Below are 20796 nucleotides of genomic sequence, written 5' to 3'. Positions count from 1 at the left end.
AGAAACAGGTGACGCTGTGAGTGGCGAGACCTCGCGTGCCCTTGTCCTGGAAGAGTTCGGCACCCTGCCCCGGCTGGTGCAGCGGCCGGTGCCCGTACGGGAGCCCGGCCAGACCCTCGTACGTGTACGGGCGGCGCAGGTGGGCCACCTCGATCTGAACGTCGTGGACGGCAAGTTCGGTATCCCCCCGAGGGCTCGGGAAAGTCTGCTGTGCCGTCGCGCCGCACGAGTATCGGAGCCGGGTGACCGTAGTTGAGGAAGACGTCCCTGTGGTCGGAGCCGATCTCGGCGAGGACGGCGGTGACGAACTTCTCGCCCTCCACCTCCCGGGAGACGCTGCGCTCCAGACGTGCGCCGACCCCTGCCAGCTCCGCCTCGTCATGCGCCGCCTCCCGGAACGCGCCCAGCACCACGGCGGCCGTCTCAACGGCGGCCAGCCCTTTGCCCTGCACATCGCCCACGATGACCCGGACACCACGCCGTGAGGCCACCACCTCGTACAGATCACCGCCGATGTGCGCCTCGGCCACGGCCGAGGTGTACGACACCGCCGCCTGCAGCGGTCCCACTGTCAGGGGCACGGGGCGCAGCAGCATTCGCTGGGTGACCTCGGCGATCGACCGCACGCCGACCAGCTCCTCTTCGCGGCGTCCGATGGGGAGCGCGCACGGAGGCCCGTTCGTGGAGCTCGGGCGTCAAGTGGCGGTTTCCCACGCCCGCCCCTCAGCCCGGCGAGCGTTCGTGTCGCCGCTCACGTCCAGTGCCCGCTGTGGTGATGCGCCCTGGCAGACCGGTCGGACTCCCGGGCGGCTTGCCCCTCCCATTCGCTCACAGCCTGCGCTCCCCTGATGAGTCCTCCGTCTGGCCGAAAGGGTGACGTCAGACCGCAAGAGCGTGGCATGCCTGTCAGCGGTGGCCTGTGTACTGCGGAAACGTCAACGAGAGGTGGCACAGAGATGTACGCAATCATGACGGGGCCGTGGCGGAGGGCAGTCGCTTTCGTCGTGGCGGGCTGTCTCGCGGTGATGTGGGGGGCGACGGGATGCGGCAGCACAGAGAACGAGTACAACCCGCCGGGCGCCAACGCCCGTCTCGGACCCGTCCTGATCCGCTACGCACACATCGCCGAACCCCCCGACGGCCCGTGGGAACCGGGCGACGACGCTCCCTTCTATCTCTGGCTGTTCAACCAGGGACAACGCGAGGACAGGCTGCTCGGCGCGGAGACGGCCGTCGCACGCTCCGTGGACATCGTGAGCACGGACGGCACTGTCCGAGGCCCGGTCCCACTGCCCACCGGGAATCTCGTCGAACTGGAGAAAGGACGCGCCCATCTGCTGCTCAGGGACCTGCGCCAGCAGATCCGAGGCGGGGACTACGTGTGGATCACCCTACGCTTCGAACGAGCCGGCGAGATCGCACTGCAGGTGCACTCCCAGATCCCCACCTACGTCGACGACGACGCCACCGACGCACCAGGACTGACATCCCCCTCACCGGACGAATGACGCCAACGAGGCAGTGACCGCCGGCAATGAGCGATCCAGGAACGGTGCGCACGGCGCGATGTGGGTCGCTCGGTCGGACGCGCCACGCCGCCCTCGGCGACGGTTCACGCCAACCTCCGGGCTCCGCCGTGTCATGGCCCCGCCCGGCTGCCCACCGGCAAGCCACGGCGCCTCGGCCTGGGCGGCCGCGGTGACACCGGCCTCCTGCTTGGGTGGCGTACGCCCCACCCGCCGACCGTGCTCGCCGACTCATCGGACGGTGAACCGTCCCAACGATGGTGCCGCCTGCCGCGCGGTGCCGGCTGCGCGGCCGGGCCGTGCCCGGGGATCATGGCCAGTCGGCGCAGCAGTTGTGTCACGGAGACGCCCTCCCGTGGCCGTTCCGGCGCGGGGTGAGTGGTGCGAACGCAAGGGATGATGCCGCTCCGGCCTCCTTCCGGGAGGCCGTAGCGTTGAGCAGCGGGAAAGCGGCAGCCAGGGAGTGCAAAGGCCGGCGACAGCCTCAACGCCTTCCCCGACCCCGAAGACCCCTTCGACCGTTCCGCCGGCCTCACCGTCGGCCGCAGCAGCGACCACACTGTGCCCGGCTCCTGACCGGTGCCGCATCACCGAACGCACTGACATCTCGCTCACCGTCCGCTGCCCGACGGCCCACCTCCGATCCAGCAGTAGGAGCCGGGAAGGCAGTCCAGGGTCTACTCCTTCTCACCGTCGCTGCGACGCTCCTCCTCTTCTTCGGCGGTCTTCCGCTCAGTCGCCTCACCGTGGGACGACGACTCCTGCGCCCGCTGAGCGATGGCGAGTTCCAATCCGGCCACCAGCACATAGACGACGGACACCAGGAAAGCGGTCACCGGCCAGGCGATCACACCGCCGATGAAATGTGCGGTGGTCCATGCCAGCACCGCCGATGTTCCTACAGAAACGACACTGAGAGAGATACCCATGGCCGTGACTGTGCTGGGCTCCTGCTCCAACGGCTTGCGAAAGCTGTTCGACGCGATCGCCTGCAGAACACTGAACGCAACGGCCGCGCCCAGGGCGAAATAGATGATGTGCGCCGCTCCGGACACCTTGGCTTCGGTGTTCAGCAGGGCCAAAGCCGCGGTGATCGACACTGAGAACCCGTAGGCCTGCCCGTTGTTGCGCAGCGAGGCCCGCAGTCCGTGTGCCAGGTGATTGAGGTGCATGCCTGCCTGGTTCCACCATGAGTGATCAGCCCTGTTCACATAGTTTTGTCATTCTCCATGCCGGTACGGCCCCCAGTGCCACCCGCCACCGCGGGTCCCGCCCGCACTACCTGGGAGGAGCAGCGGTGCCACTTGCCGGCCCCCAGACACTGCCTCGTGCTCCGGGACGGTCAGGACGACAGCGTGGTGCGGGTGAGCCCGCGACCCAGGTCGGCCAGAGCCCAACCGGCCCGGATCGGGATCTGTCGGCCTTCGGAGGGGACATGCTGTCGGCCGGTCCCGGACCGCACCTGCCGCTCAACCGACGCCGCCCGCTGGGCTGATGGCCTCCAATACCGTGACGAGCTGCGGGCACCGAAACACGGACCCGTCCGCCGGCCGCCCTGTGGCTCAGCGGCGCACGGCGCGCACCCCGAGTGCGGTGACGGCCGCTCCGAGGGCAGCGGCGGTCACGGTGCGAAGTGCTCGTTCCCGCAGCGGCGGGGTCGGGAGAGGTGCGGCGCCGCGTTCGGGCAGCCGGGATACGGCTTGGGTGCCCTTCTCGCGTGCCAGTCTCATCACTTCGGCGACGTGCAGGGCGTGCCGCCCGGTGCCCGCGTCCTTGATCTGTGTTTTGCAGGAGAAACCGTCGGCCACCACCAGACAGTCGTCGGCGGCGTCGCGTACGGCGGGCAGCAGGGCCTGCTCGCCACAGTCGAGGGAGATGCCGTACTTGCCGGATTCGAAGCCCCAGGACCCGGCGAGGCCGCAGCACCCACCTTGGAGGTTCTGCACGTCCAGCCCCATCGTCTCCAGCAGTTCCTGTTCGGGGGTCATACCGCCGGTGGCACGTTGGTGGCAATGGCCCCACAGCAGTGCCTTGCCGTCGAGTTGAGGGGGTTCGATGCCAAAGGCCTGGAAGAACTCGGGGAAGTGGTAGGCGTTGCGGGTCAGCCGCTTGGCGTCGTCGTCGTGCGGCAGCAGTTTGGGCAACTCGTCTTTGAAGACGGCCAGGCAGCTCGGCTCCATGCCGACGATGGGCGTGTCGGCCCTCAGGTGGGGGCGCAGGATGTCCAGCACCCGGTGGAGATAGCGTTCGGCGGTGTCGAGGAAGCCGTAGTCGTACAGGGGCCGTCCGCAGCAGATGTGCTGCTCGGGCATGACGACTCGCCAGCCCGCGGCCTCGATGGCCTCGACGCAAGCCACGCCGACGTTCGTGTGGAAGTGGTTGTTGAAGGTGTCGGGGAACAGCACGACGGGGCGGCCGGCCGGGTTGGCGGCGCCCCCTCGCCGGACGAACCATTCCTGGAGCGTCATCGGGGCGAAGCGGGGCAAGGGGCGGCGGCGGTCGATGCCCGCCGCCAGCTTCGCGATCCAGGAGAGCCCAGGCGTGTGAGTGGCGAGATTGGCGAGTTCAGGAATCCGTGAGGCGATGCGGGCGGCCTGGTCGATGAACCCGAAGGCGTAGGCGTGGCGGGGGCGCCAGCGGCGGAGCGACTTGTAGTGGTGGTGCAGGAACTCCGCCTTGTACGTGGGCATGTCGACGTTGACGGGGCAGTCGTTGGTGCACCCCTTGCAGGCCAGGCAGAGGTCGAGGGCGTCCTTCACCTCCTGCGACTGCCATCCGTCGGTGATGACATCGCCCTTGAGCATCTCGTACAGCAGGCGCGCCCGGCCCCGCGTGGTGTGCTTCTCCTCGCGTGTCACCTGGTAGCTGGGGCACATCGTCGTCTCGGCTTGCGGCACGCGGCACTTGCCGATGCCGACGCACCGCAGGGTCGCGTGGGCGAAGTCCCCGCCGTCCTCCTGGTAGGCGAACTTGGTGGCGTGCCGCGGCGGGTTGTAGTCAATGCCCAGTTTGAGGTTCTCGTCCATCCGGTAGGGATCGACAACCTTGCCGGGGTTCATCATGCCCTGCGGGTCCCAGATCGCCTTGAACTCCCGCATGGCCTGAACCAGTTCCGGTCCGTACTGCTTCTCCAGCAGCTCGCCGCGCTGCTGACCGTCACCGTGCTCCCCGGAGACCGAGCCGCCCAGCGACACGGCCAGGTCGGCGGCCTCCTCGATGAACGCGCGGTAGGTGGCCAGGCCACCGGCCGTCCGCAGATCGAAGCTGAGCCGGCAGTGGATGCATCCCTGGCCGAAGTGGCCGTACATGGCGCCGGTGATGCCGTGCTTGTCCATGACCTTCCGCAGCTCGCGGACGTACTGGCCGATCCTGTCCGGGGGAACCGCGGAGTCCTCCCAGCCCGGCCAGTGGTCCTGGCCGTCGGGCGGAAAGGCGGTCGATCCCAGACCGCTTTCCCGGATCGCCCACACGTGCTCGCTGGTGCCGCCCTCCTGCTTGCTCTTGGCCACCCGGATGCGATCCGGCTCGTACCCCTTGTCGTCGGTGAGCCACCGTACGAAGCCCTGTGCCTGATCGAGGGACTCCTCGGGGGTGTCCGCGCCGAACTGGACGACGAGCCAGGCCCCGCCGCCGAGCCGCGGCAGCTTCTCGATGTCCTCGGCGTTCATGTTCTGCAATTGCTGATCTCGGATGAGCTGGTCGTCCAGGGCCTCCAGGCCGATCGGCTTCCACCGCTCGATGATCTCCATGCAGTGCTCGGCGGCGTCGGCGAGGTCGTCGTACTCCACGACCACGGTGGTGCGTTGCAGAAGGGCGGGAGTGAGCATGAGGACCGCTCGCAGGGCGGTGGCGCAGGTGCTCTCGGTGCCGACCAGGGCCCGGGCGACGTTGAAGCCGCGTTCCGCCAGGAGTTCGTCGAGGTTGTAGCCGGACACGCGGCGCGGCACGTAGTGCTCCGAGCGGAAACCGGCCCGGATGGCGTCGGCGTACTTGTCGCGCAGGTCGCGCAGCGCGGCGTAGATCTCGCCCTTGCGGCCGCCCTCGGCGATGATGTCGTCGAGGTGCTCCTCCTCGTTCACCCCCACCCAGAAGCGGGCGCCGTCATAGGTGACGACCTCCAGGGCGTGCACGTTGTCGCTGGTGCGAGGGCCGGGGCCGTACAGCTGCGACTGCACCGAGTGGATGCCGCAGGAGTTGTTGCCGATGTTTCCCCCGATGACGCATTGCGAGTGGGAGGAGGGATCGGGTCCGAACACGAGGTTGTACCGGCCGGTGTGCCGATTGAGTTCTTCGTTGATGACGCCGGGCTCGCAGGTGACCAGGCGCCGGTCGGCGTCCACCTCTCCGACATCGGTCAGGTACTTGGAGTGGTCGATCACGACGGCTTCGTTGACGGTCTCGCCTGACAGGCTGGTGCCGCCGCCGCGGTTGAGGACGGGTGCGCCGAAACGGTGGCACAGCTTGTGCACGGCGACGACGTCGTCCAGCGTGCGGGGTACGACGACCCCGACCGGCACCTGCCGGAAGTTCGACGCGTCCTGCGCGTACAGGCCCAAAGAGCCGCTGTCGAAGCGCACCTCGCCGTCGACCGCCTTGCGCAGGGCCCGCTCCAGCCTGCCGACGTGGAGGGTCTGCCGGGCTCGCGGGGGTCCCGCGATGTCGGGGTGGGTCTTCGTCGGCACGTCGCGTGTGCTCCGGCGGGATGCCTTCGCCATCGGTCTCCACTCTCCTTCGCGAGCCTGGTCAGGCTGGTCGTGCTCCATACACGCGGTAGGGCTCCGCGTCGGCCCACTTGATGTCCAGACCGAGCCCCGGCCGGTCGGTGGCGGGCCTCACGGTGCCGCCGACCGGCGGCAGGGTGCCGTCGAACAGCAGGTCCTCGACCCGCACGTGGTCGTGGAAGTACTCCAGGTGCCTCAAGCGGCGCACAGCGCAGAAGGCATGGGCGGAGACCGCCGGAGCGCAGTGGGCGGACAGGTCGAGGTGCTGGGCCGCCGACAGTCCTGCCACCTCCAGCAGTGCCGTGATGCCTCCGCAGCGGGTGACGTCGGCCTGGAGACAGTCCACGGCGGGACCGTCCACGAGGTTGACGAAGTCCCTCATGGTGAAGGCGTACTCCCCCGCCGCGACCTCCAGGCGCTCCGGGCCTCGCTCGCGCAGCATCCGCAGGCCCTCCAGGTCGGCGGAGCTGACGGGCTCCTCGAACCATCGCACGTCCCACTCGTCGTGGAACCTGCGGGCCCAGTAGAGCGCTTCCTTCCGGGTGAGCGCGCCGTTGGCGTCGACGAACAGCTCCGGCTCGTCACCGATGGCCTTGCGGACCGCGGTGAGGCGTTGCGGATCGCGCTCCGGCTCCCGCGAGGTCTTCAGCTTCACCCGCGGGATACCCTGCCGCACCCATCCGCCGAGTTGGTCGGCGAGGCGGTCGAGGGAGTAGTTCGTGAAGCCACCGCTGCCGTAGACCGGTACGCGGTCGTGGTGGGCGGGGAGCAACTGGACCAACGGGAGCCCCAGCCCTCTCGCCTTGAGGTCCCACAGCGCCACATCGACCGCGGACAGGGCCATGGCTCCGACGCCGGGACGGCCGGCGTTGCGGATCTGCTGCCCCATCCGCCGCCACAGCGCCGGCGGCGACGAGACGGCTTGGCCGTGCAGCAGCGGGGCCAGCTTCGAGGACACGAAGGAGGCGACCGACACGTCTCCGTAGGTGTACCCCAGCCCGGTGTGCCCACCGGCGTGCACACGAACCAGGACCATGGTCGTGGAATCCCATTCCAGGGTCCCGTCCTGCTCCCTGCCGTCCGGACCGTCGGTGGGGACCTGGAAGGCGTGCACGTCGACGGCATGGACGCGACGGTCCTCACGGTCGGGGCCCGCTTCGGCGGCCGGGTCCCCGGTCATCGCGGGTTGCTCCCGTGCGGCCGGTGGAGATCCTGCTTGCCGACGGTACGGAGTCCGTCGATCAGCCCTGTCTGACGGCCGCAGGCCCTTCCCGCATCCCACTCCCGCAGGCACCACGACGCGAAGTCGGCCACCAGCGTCATGACGCCTCCCTCGGACTCGGCTCTGACCTCACCAGTGGGTGACCTGTGAGCGGAGCATCTAAACGGCGAGCCCGACCAACCACTCTCACGGACGGGGCGGTGGGTGTTCCCGTCCCACCACGCAGGGCCGGATGGTGGCGCCAGGACCAGCGCTACGGCCGTGGAGGGCGGCGACGGGAGGCACGGCCCCGGAACGCGCCGTACCGGCTGGGGACGGCGCATGGTGGCGGACGTCACCGCGCGGCGGCGGGCCGAAATCGCCGCGATCGTGGAACGCTTCGCGCCGCCGCCGCAGGCGGCATTGGTCCGCGTTCCGCAGCTCGCCGTCCTCCGGCTCGCACCAGCCGACCACGGCAGTCTCCCCGCACAGCGGTGCTGAGACGTTCGACATGAACTACGGGATCCGGTGGCGAATGCCACGGTCGTCGTGTGCTTTCCGGGCCCGCGGGTACACCGGGACCCCAACACGACTCTCACAGGAGATGAACGAGATGTTCCTCCTCGGTCTGCTCCTCCTCGCGGCCACCGGGGCCTTCACGGGCCTGGTGATCGCTGACAACCTGTCCGGCGGCCCGGAGTACACGGTGTCGATACTCGGCGAGAACATCGCCACGATAAACACGCTGGCCGTCTTCTGCGCCGGCCTGGCTCTGGCGCTCATCTTCTGCCTGGGTCTGGCAACGACGATGAGTCCGGCGGTACGCCACCGCAGGCTCCGTCGTCCGCACGAGGTGCACGGCACGGGCGCTTCGCGACCGGCTGACGAGGTCGACGACGGGCGCTGAGCAACGCGGCGCAACGGGCATGGCATCGGTGGTGGCCGCCACATCCCAGACCGCGTCCGGCTGGTGCCTGGTGCCTGGTGCCCACCATGCGCGGGCGCGTCGTGGGCAGATCCTCACATGCGTGATCGTCTGGAATCCGACGGTCGCTGTGCAGGCTGCTGGGCGAGCGCGTCGCCTGAGGTCCTCACGCGCGGCCAGCCCCTCCTGTCCCACTCGGCGAACTCGATGTCCACTTCGTCGACGCCTTCACCGCCGTCGTGGGCGACGCGCGCTCTCGGCGGCGGGGCTGCTGTGGGACTCGGAAAGACATTGGTCAAGCACGCCGTCGCGAACCGGTAGCGGTAGGCAGGTGCCGTGAGGAGCCGTCGGGGTCCGTACGGGGGCATTCCGTCTGTCGCCCCGCCGGGAGCGCGTCCCGCGGCGGATGGTGATCGTTCGTTTCACAGCACCTTCGCCGGGTGACTCCAGGGGCCGTACGAGATGGAACGACTCCTGCGAGGTGGTGGTCGCGTCGACCAAACGGACATGAGCGCAGCGCAGTCCGCGCTCTTCCGCTCCACGGCCGGTCGGCGAAGCGAGCCTCGCTACGCCTGCCGAGACGGCCCGCTCAGAACGGGTCGCCGCCGGCCGACGGTGTCCGTCCCCGCCCCAGAGGGTTCGCGCCGCCGCGCGTCCCTCGCGCCACCCGACCAGGAGGACCGTTGTCCTCAGCCACCTATGCGCACCGGACGAACGACGCCGCAGCAGCCTCGGATCTCTCCTCGGACAGCATCGACGCGCTGCTGCGGGACATGGCGGCCCAACCCCCGGGGCCGAACCGCACAGCCCTCCGAGAGAGGGCGATCCGCCAGCTGCTGCCGATGGCACGCCGGGTCGCCCGCCGCTTCCGCGATCTCGGAGAGGACTTGGACGATCTTGTGCAGGTCGCGGCACTGGGACTGGTCAAGGCCGTCGACGGATACGACCACACACGGGGATACGCGTTCCTCTCGTACGCGCTGCCCACCGTCGTCGGCGAGCTCAAGCGGCACATCCGTGACCGGACCACGACGATGCGCCTTCCCCGCCCTGTGCAGGAGGCGTCCGGCCAGGTCTTCCAAGCCGTCGAGGAGCTTGAGCAGCAACTGGCCGGCTGTTCGCCCACGCCCGGGCAGATCGCCGAGCACACCGGTCTCGAGACGCACCGCGTCATGTCGACGCTGCGCGCGATCCGGGAATGCCGCCCGCGTGCCCTGGACGCCCCGGCGCCCGACGGCGAGGGCGCTCCTCTTGTGTCGCTGGTCGGCTCCGAGGACCGTAGGCTCGAACGCGTCGTCGACACCGTGACGTTGGCCTCGGCCGTGCGGCAGCCCACGGACAGGGAACGTCGCGTCGTCTACCTGCGCTTCTACCGCGAGTGGACCCAACAGCAGATCGCCGACGACATCGGCGTCTCGCAGATGCAGGTCTCGCGGATCCTGACACGCTGTTTTGCCCAGCTGCGCGGCGCCCTGACGGAAACCGATCCGACTCCGGCTCCGGACAACGAGCGGAAGGCCGCCGCTCGCCCGTCCGCCGGGCCCGCCGTCATCCGGCGCCCGGCCCGCCGAAACCTCGACGACCTCGGCCTCGGCGCGGGCGGCGCAGGTGGACGGCTCCGGGGCCGGACGTGGCCGTGCAGCAGCCGACCTCTCCGGTGAACTTGGCGTGCGCGCACGCCATGAACGCGGCCATCTCCTCGTGCCTGACCTGGATGAACTCCGGATTTCCCTGGGCCCGGTCGAAGGCACCCAGCAGTCCGTTGATGCCGTCACCCGGGTATCCGTACACCCGCTGTACGCCCCACCCCGTCAGGCGTTGCAGCACGTAATCGGCGACTTCAGTCATGGGTTCTCCTGAACGGGTGGTGAGGACGGTGGGCCCTTGGGTTACCTCCCGCGATGGCCCGCAAACCGCTTCGCGTGCGTCCGTTCGGGTGAGCTCCAAGCACACCGGGCTGCCCCGGGCACCTGCGCGGGACGGCGCGGTCACGTCCCTCCGGTACGGACGCTCGTACGCCGAGCCGCAGCCCGGCGCCGGAAACGCGCGAGCCCGGTGATCAGGTGGCTGACATCCGCGTGGGCATCAAAAAGCATGTACGTCTCAGTGCGCCCGGCCACCCTCCACGCTGGTCTTCGGCTTCGGGTCAGTCCTGCTTGCCGCGGCCGGTGAGCATGTCGCGGACCCGGTCCACCATTCCGGTCCCTGGGGCGAGGAGTTTGTTGAGCGGCGGGGTGTCCGGGGCTGCGGGGTGCGGGCGGGTCGGCGCGGTCTCTTTGGCCTGGCGTACCTTTTCGCCCAGTTCACCGAGTGCTTCCGGAGGGCAGGCCCCGGCCAGCAGGCGGAACAGGCGGTCTTCTTCGTCCCTGACGTGTTCGGTCACCGACGACTTGAGCTGTCCGATGAGGATGTCGAACTGCGCGTCGCCGGGCTCGCAGGACTCCAAGTCCTTCAGCAGGCGCTCCACTTCGCTGTGGTCGGCGATCTCCTTGTCGGCGAGGTCGTCACCACCGTCGACGTACCGGCGCACCGCCGGGTACAGGTGCTCTTCCTCCGCCACCGAGTGCCTGACGAGCTCGATGGTCAGCTGGTCGGCCAGCTCTCGGCGCCTGGAGTCCGCCGCGGTGTGGGTTTCGATCTGCGCGAACAGCTCGTCCACTTCCCGATGGTCCGCTGTCAGCTCCTGGATGACGTTTCCTCCATGCCCCATGTGCGGGCGCTCCTCTCCTTGATCTGAGCCGACCTGGTGTCCGCTCAGGGCTCGGTCGTATGGTCGGCAACCGTGCTGCGAGTACCCGCCTCCCGCAGCTGCACGGCCCTGCGCCGTGATCCTCGTTCGCTGCGCTGACTGGGCGCCTGTGGAAAGCGTCGGCACGCGCGTAGTGCACTGCCATGGCCAGGGCGGGCTCGCTGACTGCCCGTGACCGGATGTGACGGTGCAGCCGCCTCCTGGGCGCGAGGACTTTCTCACCAGGGCTTGGCCCGACCGGCTCCCGGCGGCCCAGCGGCGACGGCGCTCGGTACGGGCCCCGCTTTCAGGAGCCTGCCACACACCAGGACGGGCCGCCTGGCGACGGCTCGCTGTCGCGTTCGCCGTCGTGGCCGCTGTCGTGGCCGCTGTCGGGCTGCTGCTCGCAGCGATCCTCTCGGCACCCGGCAGCGATGAACGCCGGTCGCCCCAGCCGTATGGGCTGGCTCCGCCCTCACCGTCGCAGGTCCTTGAGGACCGGCCCGGATCAGGCATGCCGTAAGGCATCACCAGGCTGCCCGACCGGGAACGCCGCGTGCTGAGGCTTTACTTTCTCAACTCCCTCACCCAGCGCGAAGTCGCGGACGTCGTGGGCGTGTCCCAAATGCAGGTGTCCCGGCTGCTGAACCGGTCCTGCACCTTCCTGCGGCGTGCAATGACGGGCTGCTGACCGGGCGGCGCCGCCCGGGGAAGAGTGCCTGCGGGACCGTGCCGTTCCCGTGGCTTCGCGTACGCACCCTTGACGTACGTGTGGAGATGAGGCGCGGGAGGTGCTCATGTCCGGGCGGGCGAGGCGGGGCCCCGGCCTTTTCCCGCTCAGCGGGCAACGGTTTACATGTACGCCCTGTGGCCGCACGAAGACACACCACGGGCCCCCGCCCGAGAGCCCCAGCTTCTGTTGGCGCTCGCTGCCCTACACCACTACCACGGAGAAGGCGGAGTTCACGCCGTCGGCGATGACGTTGATCTGCACGACGCCGGGGGAATCGCCGGCGATGAGCGGCACATCCGTGGTTCCCGTACCGTCCGAGGCCGTGGTGACCCGGACGGGCGAGCCACCTCGGAAGTCGGTACCGGTTCCCTCGGGATCGTCGACGAAGAAACTCACCATGCGGCCGCCGGCGGGTTCGCCATCGGACGCCACCAGGACGGCGAGAGGTGCGAACTCCTTGCCTCGCTCGACGCGTTGGCGGTCCCCGGCGATCAGCGTCAATGTATCCGGCACCTGGGTCCCCTCCCATCGGAAACCGCCTTGACGCACTCTGCGTCCGGACGATGTCTCTCAGCCCTTTTGGGTCTCACGGCATACGACCGCTGAAACCCTGATCGTCGCCCCGTGTGCGGAAGTTCGGACGGGTGGGAGGCCACCGGAAGCCGGTCCCGGCGGTGTACGGAGCAGCGTCCCGGGCACTCGGGCGAAGCTCAGCCGACCGTTCACCCGAACCGCCCGGAGAGCGTATGGCCGCGGCCATCGAGGACTATGCCCTGCTCGGCGATCTGCACACCGCCGCGCTGGTCGGCCGCGACGGTTCCATCGACTGGCTCTGCCTGCCCCGTTTCGACTCCCCGGCGTGCTTCGCCGCCCTGTTGCACCACGAGGAGGCCGGGCGGTGGCTGCTCGCGCCCGCGTCCGGAGGCCCTGCCACGCACCGCCGCTACCGCGGCGACACCCTGATCCTGGAGAGCGTGTGGCACACCCCCGAAGGTGACGTGCGCGTTGTGGACTGCATGCCACTGCGCGGCGAGGCGGCGGACGTCGTGCGCGTGGTCGAGGGCCTGTCCGGCCACGTGACCATGCGCATGGAGTTGCGGCTCCGACTCGACTACGGCCATCTGGTGCCCTGGGTGCGCCGCATCGGGCCGGACCTGGCCGCGGTGGCAGGACCCGATGCCCTCTGGCTGCGCACACCCGTCGACCTGCACGGCCGAGATCTCACGACCGTCGCCGAGTTCACCGTCCAGGCCGGGCAGCGCGTGCCCTTCGTGCTCACCCACGCCCCCTCCCACCTGGCCCGCCCGGAACCCGTGGACGCCGACATGGCACTCGCGGACACCGAGGCGTTCTGGACTGACTGGATGTCCCGGTGCCGCTACGACGGCCGATGGCCTCAGGAGGTGCGGCGTTCCCTTCTCCTGCTCAAGGCGCTCACCTACGCGCCCACAGGCGGAGTCCTCGCCGCGGCCACCACATCCCTTCCCGAGGAGATCGGCGGCGAGCGCAACTGGGACTACCGCTACTGCTGGCTGCGGGACGCCGCCTTCACCCTGCAGGCACTGCTCGGCACCGGCTACGTCGACGAAGCCGCGGCCTGGCGGGAGTGGCTCCTGCGCGCCGTCGCCGGCGATCCGGCGAAACTGCAGATCATGTACGCCGTCGACGGCGCACGCCGACTTCCCGAGCACACCCTTCGCTGGCTGTCCGGCTACGAGGGTTCCGCCCCGGTGCGCATCGGCAACGCCGCCGCCGACCAGCTCCAGTTGGACGTCTGGGGAGCGGTCCTCGACACCTTGCACCTGGCCCGCAGCACCGGCCTCACCCCGCACGAGACCGCCTGGGACATGCAACGCGCCCTGCTCGACCACCTCGAGGGCCGCTGGAAGGAGCCGGACAACGGGCTGTGGGAGGTCCGCGGACCTCGACGCCACTTCGTCCACTCCAAGGTCATGGCCTGGGTCGCCGCCGACCGGGCCGTGGACACCGTGGCCCGCCATGGCCTCAGCGGCCCGGCGGACCACTGGCGCGCCCTACGGGACCGCATCCACGCCGACGTGTGCGCAGACGGCTACGACTCCGAGCGCAACACCTTCACGCAGTACTACGGCTCCCGAGGTCTCGACGCCTCACTGCTCCTCCTGCCCCGGGTCGGATTCCTGCCCTGGAGCGACCCTCGCATCCACGGCACCGTGGAGGCCGTACGGCGGGAGCTGTGCGACGACGGTCTGCTGCTGCGTTACCGTCTGGGCGCCGACGACAACGTCGACGCTCTCCCCGGAACCGAGGGTGCCTTCCTGGCCTGCACGTTCTGGCTGGCCGACGCGCTCCACGGCATCGGGCGCCAGGCCGAGGCGGAAGAGCTCTTCGAACACCTGGTGTCCATGCGCAACGACGTCGGCCTGCTCAGTGAGGAGTACGATCCCCGCGCCCGCCGCCATCTGGGCAACACCCCGCAGGCGTTCAGCCTCGTCGGCCTGGTCAACACGGCGCGGTTCCTCAGCGGGACACAGACGAGGACCGCGCGCCCCGGCATGGATCAGGGTCCTCCTGGCACAGCCCCGACCGCACACGGACTCCCCCGCATCTGAGACGCCCGTGCCATGTCGCACCGGCAACTGCGGGCAGGACGACCGTGAGTGGCCTTGCCCATGCCGACCAGCTGCCGGATCTCCTCCCCCTCCTCACGCACGTGCTCCGCGCACAACGCGGCGTCGCACGAGGCGCACACCGCCGCGGGACCGTATCAGGACAGTCACCACCCCATAGGGGGCTCACCAAGCTCCACGCGTCGTGGGTGACACCAGGCGGAAGGCCCGGCAGCCGGCGACACGCCCCGTGTATGCGCTCGTCGGTCACAGCGGCCGGCTGCGCCAGCCGCCGCAGCACCGCCTTTCGTCCGACTGAGACCTGACACGGGCGCGCAGGCCAAAGCTGCGGCGACTACTCACCATGGGCAGGTCGACCCCGCGGGAGCCCTGTCCCGCGTTCAGTCGTCGCCCTCGCCCTCGCCTTCGGCCCGGTCGCCGTCGATCGCCGGTTCCGGGGCCAGACGGCCGGCCACCACCACGCCGTACAGCACGTGGTCGAGCGCAATGACCACACGCCACAGCACCTTCCGGTGCTTCACCTGCTCGATGCCGAGCATGGGAGCGATCCCCATCTCGAAGCCCAGCCAGAACGTCAATCCGTAGACCACGCCCGTCCCGGGAAATCGACGGATCCGTGCAGGCAGCAAGCCGAAAGCCAGACCGCCACCGGCGCCGTACACCCAGTGGAGCAGCTCGGTGACGGCTTCACGCTGGTGCTTTTCCAAGCGCGAGAAGAGGTATGGCGCCTGCTTCTCCACGATCGCCTCTGGCGGCGTCCGCTCCCCCGGAGCGATACCCGCCGCCACTGTGCGGCTGCCCGTCATCGCCATGGCGGCGACAAGCCCCCGCGCCCCGGCACGACTGATCGATGACCACGTCCTTTTCGGTTCGGCCACGGCTCTCCCCTTCTGGTTGCCCCCTCGGCGATGGTCTGCTCGGCGCCGCCCCTACGCCCGTGCCCGGACGCAATGTCCCTGCCTGGCAGTCCCTCCCCCGTCGGCTGACACGTCCCCGCAGCACAGGGGTCAGTTCTGACATGGCGCAGATGTTCAGAAACAAGCCGTCGATTCGAGTGGGGAAACTCGCACTTCCGTGGACGGCAACCGATTTTCGACAAATCTTGGCAGTATGTCGCGAGTACCCCGCTCCAGGAAAGCCCAACCCGCTGGTGAGAGGCGATCGGCCACCTGCGGCTCCGAGATGCACACGCCCGAGCCGTTCTGCCAGAGTCCGGAGCACTGCTCTGTCAGAGCGCGCCGAACCAGCCTCCGGGCCCTGTTTGTCGACCGCTGCCAGGGAACCCGGAGGGCCTGACAGTCCCAACGGCTCACATGCCAAGGGAGTACGTCCCATGCAGCCAGTCACCAAAGGCCTGCTGGCAGGCGCGGTCGGCACCATCGCACTCAACCTGACGACCTACGGCGACATGCTGCTGCGCGGCCGGGCTTCCAGCGACGTCCCTACCCAGGTCGCCGATCGTCTCGCCGACCGCATAGGCGTCGACTTGGGTGACGGAGAGGCCAAGTCCAACCGCGAACAAGCTGCCGGCACGTTCCTCGGCTACGTCACCGGCCTCGGCGTCGGCGCGGCGTACGGCCTGCTGCGGCGCGGCAGCGGAGCACTGCCCGCCTGGGCGGTCGGCCCGCTGCTCGGCGCGGCCGCCATGGCGGGCAGTGACGCCCCGGCCGCCGCGCTGAGAGTGACCGATCCCGCCTCGTGGGACCTGACGTCGTGGGCGTCCGACGTGGTCCCACATCTTGTGTACGGCCTCACCACCGCCTCGGTGTACCAGGTCCTGCGCTGACGGCGCCCGGGACAGGCGTCCGGCATGGCGGCTGCCCGAGAGCGGCATTCATTGCCATGGCGAGGAAAACGTCCGGGCGGAACCAACCCACCTGCCGCATCCGTGCTTCGAGAAGACCTCCCCGGCCGACGGAACGAGTGAGAAACCGTGTCGGCGTGGAAGCCCATTCCCGGAGGCTTTCCGTACCGCCCGTTTCAGCGGCTGCTCAACAAGCCGACGTCTCGTCACCTCCTTGGGAGCACGATGTGGAAGCGCAGGAAGCGTGCTCGGCCGGCACGAGCAGCCCGCTTGGAACTGTGCGACCTGTGCGGCGACGTGTTCCCGGCGAGTGACGCGGTGAGCGGGTACGTCCCTGACTCCTCCGCCACGCATGCCACCAACGACTGGTTCGACGGCCTTCGCCACGTGACGGCCTGCAGGGACGTGCACTTCGACGCCATCAGAGAGACGTACCGGCGTCGGCCCTTCATCGAAGAGGAACTCTGGGCGGCGAAGATCACCCGCGTCCTGGCGTCCGGTCCCCCGGTTCTCACCATGGAGCAGCTTGCCTGCCTGACCGGCCTGCATGAGCCGGAAATCCGGCGCGCCATCGCATGGCACAACGAGCGGCGGAGTCAACCGCCGGAGCCGTGATTAGGGGTGAGAGCAGGCGTTCCCGGCCGGTCGGCCGGACAGTGTGTCGTGACGGAAAATCTCAGCCCAAGGAGGCCGTGAGGACGTCGCGCGGGTGACGTTCGCGGTGCAGCCGGGGTGACCGGGGCAGGATGCGGGCGGTCGCGTGGTAGTTGTCCATGAGCGTCCTCGGTCCCTTTACGACTGCGCCTCCGCGGGGAGTCCGTCGCGGGTGGGACCTGACCGTGCTCCTCCTGCGCCGCCAGACGCCTTCGACCGCGTGCCACCGCTCTGGCGGGAGGGCTTGCTCTTGCGCGATCCACCGCCGGACGACTTGGTTTCGCCAGCCTGAGCGCGCTGCTTGATACGCCCGCCCGTGGCCCTCGGCGCACGGCGTTGCCCGCGGCTCCGCCGGACGGCTCAAAGCGGGTGCGCCGGAGGGGCAGGCAACGGTGAACGGTGCCACGGTGGTGGAAGGGATGGCACGCGTACGGATCCGTGGAGGCGGGATGGCGGAGGCTCTGGCGGGCAGTGGAACGGCGTGCGCCGTTGCCATGGACGGCACCAGGTCGCCGTCGGACGGATACGGCGGTCCTTTGGATCGACTCGGTGCGGTGGCCGACGCCGTCCTGTACGAGGGCTATCTGCTCTACCCGTATCGCCGGTCCTCCCCCAAGAACCGCGTGCGGTGGCAGTTCGGCGTCCTGTTCCCGCGGAACTGGGTGGAGCGGGACAACCCCGTGCTTCCTGGCATCTCAGGATCTGTCGACTCCTGGTACCAGCGGACCGAGTGCCTGCTGCGCAGTCGCCGGTCCGACGCGCTCGTGCGGGTGAGGGTGCGGTACCTGCAGATGCAGCACAAGCAGGTGGAGGAGGCCGGTCCGCAGGAGCGGTACAGCCCCGTCGAGTCACTCCACACGGACGACGGAACGGTCCACCTGACTTTCGCCGAGGCGGTACCGCTCGAACGGGACGTCGTCGTCCCGCTGGGCGACCTGATGCGGCGGGAGCACACCTTCCCCGTGGGTGCGTCAGAGGGGGAGGAGATCGAACCACTTCCCGGGGGCGCCGGTCGGGTGGTGCGGCGACGGGCGGCCGTCCGTGCGACCACCACCCTCCTGGCCGAGCAGATCGAGGAAGACATCTGCCGTCTGCGGATCCGTACCGAGAACACGCAATCCGCACCCGATCCGCGCGCCGCTCGCGAAGAGGCGCAGCGCCACGCGCTGATCGCGACGCACACTCTCATCGGCGGCGACGGCGTGGAGTTCGTGTCGCTGATCGATCCGCCGCCGGGCCTCGAGCGGTACGCGCGCGACTGCCGCAACGCGTTCACTTTCCCCGTCCTCGGTGGCGAATCGCCCGCACCCGCGGTCCGTACCCGCGGCGCCGAGGACCTGCCGGACACGTACGCAGGAGCCGGCCTCACCGGACACGCCGTGCTCTCCGCGCCGATCATCCTTCCCGACCACCCGCAGGTGGCGCCGGAGAGCCCGGGCGATCTCCACGACGCCGCGGAGATCGACGAGATCCTGACGCTGCGCACCCTGCTCCTCACCGATGAGGAGAAGCGCGAGGCACGAGCCACCGACCGGCGTGCCGCCGAGATCCTCGACCGGGTCGAAAACATGCCTCCGGAGGTCTTCGCCCGGCTGCACGGCACCATCCGCTCACTGGTCCCCGCCCCGCCCGCGGCCCTCGGCGCGACCACCCTCCCGGACATTCACGCGCTTCCCGGCGAAGCCATGCCGAGCCCCGTCGACGTCACGGCTCCCCCCGCCGCACCGGCACGCCCCGACGCCGGTGCGCTCACCGCCCAGGCCGCTGAGCCGGCCGGACCGAGGAACCGCGTTGGCGCAACGGCCGCCACCGACCGGCCGGCGTGGTGGCAGGAGGGCGCCGACGACGGCCTGTCCCCCACAACCGACACGGTGCTGATCGACGGCGTGCCGGTGGGGGGCGGCCACCGGGTGCGGCTCCACCCGCGCGTCCGGGGGGCCGACGCCCAGGACATGTTCCTGGCCGGGCGGACCGCCCGGGTCGCGGCGGTCCTCCACGACGTGGACGGCAGCGTCCACCTCGCCGTCACCGTCGACGACGATCCGGCGGCGGAGCTGCACGGCTGGTACGGCCGTTTCCACTACTTCCGGCCCGACGAACTCGAGCCGCTCGATCCCATGGACACCGCGGGTCCGGCCGCGCTGCCCGAGGCTTCCCGGCCGCCGCACGAGCGGCCCCGAGATCTGGCCGACGGGCCGGAGGAGGGACGGTCCGATGGACGGTCTTGAGGTGCTGGTGCACGACCACCGCATGGTCGAGCAGCTCTTCCGCGACTATCACTCCGCCGCCTCCGCGGCGCAGCGACGCGGCGTGGTGGAGCTGCTGATCCGCGAGCTGTCCAAGCACGCGGCACTGGAGGAGCTCATGGTCTACCCCCTCGCCAGGAAGGTCCTGCCGGACGGCGAGCGGCTGGTCGACGACCATCTCGGCGAGCACATGGCCGTCAAGAAGACCCTCGCTGAGCTGGACGGGCTCGGCGAGGACGACGAACGCACCGAAGAACTGCTGGCGCAGCTGCGGCGGGACGTCGAGGAGCACGTGCGCGAGGAGGAGACCGAATTCATTCCCAAGCTGCGCGAGGCAGTCGATCAGCAGCGGCTCGACGAGCTGGGGCGGATGCTCGTGAAGGCCAAACAGACCGCGCCGACCCGCCCCCACCCCCACGCCCCGGACAGGCCGCCCGCGCTCGCTTTCGCCGGGCCGGTGGCCGCGGTGTACGACCGGTTCCGGGACCGACTGCAGCGGAGGCCCAAGACATGACGACCGCAAGCGGCACCCGTGAGGTCGCCACCGAACCGAGCCGGTCCGAAGCACGCGAGGACGGCTTCGACGAGATCACCGTCCTGTGGATCTCCGAGGGGATGAGCTGCGACGGCGACTCGGTGTCCTTCACCGCGGCCGGCCAGCCGGCGATCGAGGACCTCGTGCAGGGGCTCGTCCCCGGGCTGCCGAAGGTCAACCTGCACAACAAGGTGCTCTCCCCGAGCCTCGGCGGCGAGGACTTCCTCGCCCCCTACCGCGCGGCGATCCGCGGCGAGCTCTCGCCGTTCATCCTCGTCATCGAGGGGTCGATCCCCAACCAGAAGATCATCGAGGGCGAGGGGTACTGGACGTCGTTCGGCAACGACCCGGACACCGGCGAACCGCTCACTCTGAACTGGTGGATCGACCGGCTCGCCCCGAAGGCGTGGGCGGTGGTCGCCGCCGGCACCTGCGCCACGTACGGCGGCATCCACGCGATGGCGGGCAACCCGACGGGCTGCATGGGTCTGGCCGACTACCTCGGCTGGGACTTCAAGTCGGAAGGCGCCCTCCCGATCGTCAACGTCCCCGGCTGCCCGATCCAGCCGGAGAACTTCATGGAGACTCTGCTCTGGGTCCTCTACCACGCGGCGGGGGCCGCCCCGGCACCGGCGCTCGACCACATGCTGCGGCCGCAGTGGCTGTTCGGAAAGACCGTGCACGAGGGCTGCGACCGCGCCGCGTACTACGAGCAGGGCGACTTCGCCAAGGACTACAACTCCCCCAAGTGCCAGGTGAAGGTGGGCTGCTGGGGCCCGGTGGTGAACTGCAACGTGCCCAAGCGCGGCTGGATGTCGGGCATCGGCGGCTGCCCGAACGTCGGCGGCATCTGCATCGGCTGCACCATGCCGGGCTTTCCCGACATGTTCATGCCGTTCATGGACGAGCCGGCCGGCGGCAGCCTGTCGTCGATCCTCATCAAGCCCTACGGGGCGTTCATCCGCCGCATGCGCGGCATCACCAACATCGCGGTCAACCGCGAACCCAAGTGGCACCACAACAAGCCGGTGCTCACCTCCGGTTACGACCCCGACTGGCGTCCGTGAACCACGACCCGGCGCCCGGCGAACCCACACCACCGACCGTCGAACGC

General features: G+C 69.7%; 19 protein-coding genes and 2 pseudogenes. 12 read left to right on the top strand and 9 right to left on the bottom strand.

Going from position 1 to position 20796, the window contains the following annotated elements:
* The first annotated feature begins 16 nt into the window (after positions 1–16).
* The gene (locus tag OHT21_RS42785) at positions 17–256 is read left to right on the top strand and encodes a hypothetical protein (RefSeq protein WP_328773631.1); all 240 of its coding nucleotides are present in this window, start codon (positions 17–19) and stop codon (positions 254–256) included.
* Here the strand turns inward: OHT21_RS42785 and OHT21_RS42780 are convergent.
* Positions 192–656, bottom strand: a pseudogene (locus OHT21_RS42780) (PP2C family protein-serine/threonine phosphatase); the annotation flags it as partial. The gene OHT21_RS42785 and the pseudogene OHT21_RS42780 overlap by 65 nt on opposite strands.
* Before the next feature lie 300 nt (positions 657–956).
* On the opposite strand from OHT21_RS42780, the gene OHT21_RS42775 reads away from it, so the two are divergent.
* Positions 957–1508 (top strand): copper chaperone PCu(A)C, encoded by a 552-nt coding sequence (locus OHT21_RS42775; RefSeq protein ID WP_328773630.1) that lies wholly within the window; start codon positions 957–959, stop codon positions 1506–1508.
* Between the two features lie 695 nt (positions 1509–2203).
* Here OHT21_RS42775 and OHT21_RS42770 read toward each other — a convergent pair.
* The 4 genes from OHT21_RS42770 to OHT21_RS42755 all read right to left on the bottom strand — a co-directional run bounded on the left by OHT21_RS42770 (position 2204) and on the right by OHT21_RS42755 (position 7570).
* A complete protein-coding gene (locus OHT21_RS42770) occupies positions 2204–2698 on the bottom strand; it encodes a hypothetical protein (protein ID WP_328773629.1) in 495 nt (164 codons plus the stop codon).
* A 390-nt stretch (positions 2699–3088) separates the two neighbouring features.
* Complete coding sequence (locus OHT21_RS42765; RefSeq protein ID WP_328773628.1) at positions 3089–6241, bottom strand: FAD-binding and (Fe-S)-binding domain-containing protein; 3153 nt, start codon at positions 6239–6241, stop codon at positions 3089–3091.
* A gap of 28 nt (positions 6242–6269) precedes the next feature.
* Entirely contained in the window at positions 6270–7427 is a 1158-nt protein-coding gene (locus OHT21_RS42760) for an enolase C-terminal domain-like protein (RefSeq protein ID WP_328773627.1), read from the bottom strand.
* Positions 7424–7570, bottom strand: a complete 147-nt coding sequence (locus tag OHT21_RS42755) for a hypothetical protein (RefSeq protein WP_328773626.1) — start codon at positions 7568–7570, stop codon at positions 7424–7426. The genes OHT21_RS42760 and OHT21_RS42755 overlap by 4 nt, the downstream gene beginning before the upstream one ends.
* Before the next feature lie 220 nt (positions 7571–7790).
* On the opposite strand from OHT21_RS42755, the gene OHT21_RS42750 reads away from it, so the two are divergent.
* From OHT21_RS42750 to OHT21_RS42740, 3 genes are all read left to right on the top strand, one after another.
* Entirely contained in the window at positions 7791–7949 is a 159-nt protein-coding gene (locus tag OHT21_RS42750; RefSeq protein ID WP_328773625.1) for a hypothetical protein, read from the top strand.
* A gap of 103 nt (positions 7950–8052) precedes the next feature.
* Positions 8053–8355 (top strand): hypothetical protein, encoded by a 303-nt coding sequence (locus tag OHT21_RS42745; protein WP_328773624.1) that lies wholly within the window; start codon positions 8053–8055, stop codon positions 8353–8355.
* A gap of 791 nt (positions 8356–9146) precedes the next feature.
* Positions 9147–10034: a sigma-70 family RNA polymerase sigma factor gene (locus OHT21_RS42740; RefSeq protein ID WP_328774439.1), complete on the top strand. Its 888-nt coding sequence runs from the start codon at positions 9147–9149 to the stop codon at positions 10032–10034.
* Here OHT21_RS42740 and OHT21_RS42735 read toward each other — a convergent pair.
* Both OHT21_RS42735 and OHT21_RS42730 read right to left on the bottom strand, forming a co-directional pair.
* Positions 9979–10221, bottom strand: a pseudogene (locus tag OHT21_RS42735) (thiamine pyrophosphate-binding protein); the annotation flags it as partial. The gene OHT21_RS42740 and the pseudogene OHT21_RS42735 overlap by 56 nt on opposite strands.
* A 298-nt stretch (positions 10222–10519) precedes the next feature.
* Entirely contained in the window at positions 10520–11083 is a 564-nt protein-coding gene (locus OHT21_RS42730; protein WP_328773623.1) for a hemerythrin domain-containing protein, read from the bottom strand.
* 544 nt (positions 11084–11627) lie between these two features.
* On the opposite strand from OHT21_RS42730, the gene OHT21_RS42725 reads away from it, so the two are divergent.
* Positions 11628–11792, top strand: a complete 165-nt coding sequence (locus OHT21_RS42725; RefSeq protein WP_328774438.1) for a sigma-70 family RNA polymerase sigma factor — start codon at positions 11628–11630, stop codon at positions 11790–11792.
* A 243-nt stretch (positions 11793–12035) separates the two neighbouring features.
* Here OHT21_RS42725 and OHT21_RS42720 read toward each other — a convergent pair whose 3' ends face one another.
* Positions 12036–12347, bottom strand: coding sequence for a hypothetical protein (locus OHT21_RS42720; protein WP_328773622.1), 312 nt, complete (start codon positions 12345–12347; stop codon positions 12036–12038).
* 233 nt (positions 12348–12580) lie between these two features.
* Between OHT21_RS42720 and OHT21_RS42715 the strand changes: the two genes are divergently transcribed.
* A complete protein-coding gene (locus OHT21_RS42715; RefSeq protein ID WP_328773621.1) occupies positions 12581–14425 on the top strand; it encodes a glycoside hydrolase family 15 protein in 1845 nt (614 codons plus the stop codon).
* Between the two features lie 398 nt (positions 14426–14823).
* Here OHT21_RS42715 and OHT21_RS42710 read toward each other — a convergent pair whose 3' ends face one another.
* Positions 14824–15321, bottom strand: a complete 498-nt coding sequence (locus tag OHT21_RS42710) for a hypothetical protein (RefSeq protein ID WP_328773620.1) — start codon at positions 15319–15321, stop codon at positions 14824–14826.
* A gap of 455 nt (positions 15322–15776) precedes the next feature.
* Here OHT21_RS42710 and OHT21_RS42705 point away from each other — a divergent pair, with 455 nt between their 5' ends.
* The 5 genes from OHT21_RS42705 (at position 15777) to OHT21_RS42685 (ending at position 20749) form a co-directional block, all read left to right on the top strand.
* On the top strand, positions 15777–16229 hold the full coding sequence (locus tag OHT21_RS42705) for a hypothetical protein (protein ID WP_328773619.1): 453 nt from the start codon (positions 15777–15779) through the stop codon (positions 16227–16229).
* A gap of 243 nt (positions 16230–16472) precedes the next feature.
* On the top strand, positions 16473–16862 hold the full coding sequence (locus tag OHT21_RS42700) for a hypothetical protein (protein WP_328773618.1): 390 nt from the start codon (positions 16473–16475) through the stop codon (positions 16860–16862).
* A 488-nt stretch (positions 16863–17350) separates the two neighbouring features.
* A complete protein-coding gene (locus OHT21_RS42695; RefSeq protein WP_328773617.1) occupies positions 17351–19129 on the top strand; it encodes a hypothetical protein in 1779 nt (592 codons plus the stop codon).
* The gene (locus tag OHT21_RS42690) at positions 19116–19661 is read left to right on the top strand and encodes a hemerythrin domain-containing protein (RefSeq protein WP_328773616.1); all 546 of its coding nucleotides are present in this window, start codon (positions 19116–19118) and stop codon (positions 19659–19661) included. Before OHT21_RS42695 ends, OHT21_RS42690 begins: the two co-directional genes overlap by 14 nt.
* Positions 19658–20749: a hydrogenase expression protein HypE gene (locus OHT21_RS42685; RefSeq protein WP_328773615.1), complete on the top strand. Its 1092-nt coding sequence runs from the start codon at positions 19658–19660 to the stop codon at positions 20747–20749. Before OHT21_RS42690 ends, OHT21_RS42685 begins: the two co-directional genes overlap by 4 nt.
* The last annotated feature ends 47 nt before the right edge of the window (positions 20750–20796 follow it).

It is taken from the genome of Streptomyces sp. NBC_00286 (assembly GCF_036173125.1).
Classification (GTDB): Bacteria; Actinomycetota; Actinomycetes; order Streptomycetales; family Streptomycetaceae; genus Streptomyces.
The sequence above is the reverse complement of the archived record's forward strand: the minus strand, read 5'-3'. Positions and strand labels throughout refer to the sequence as shown.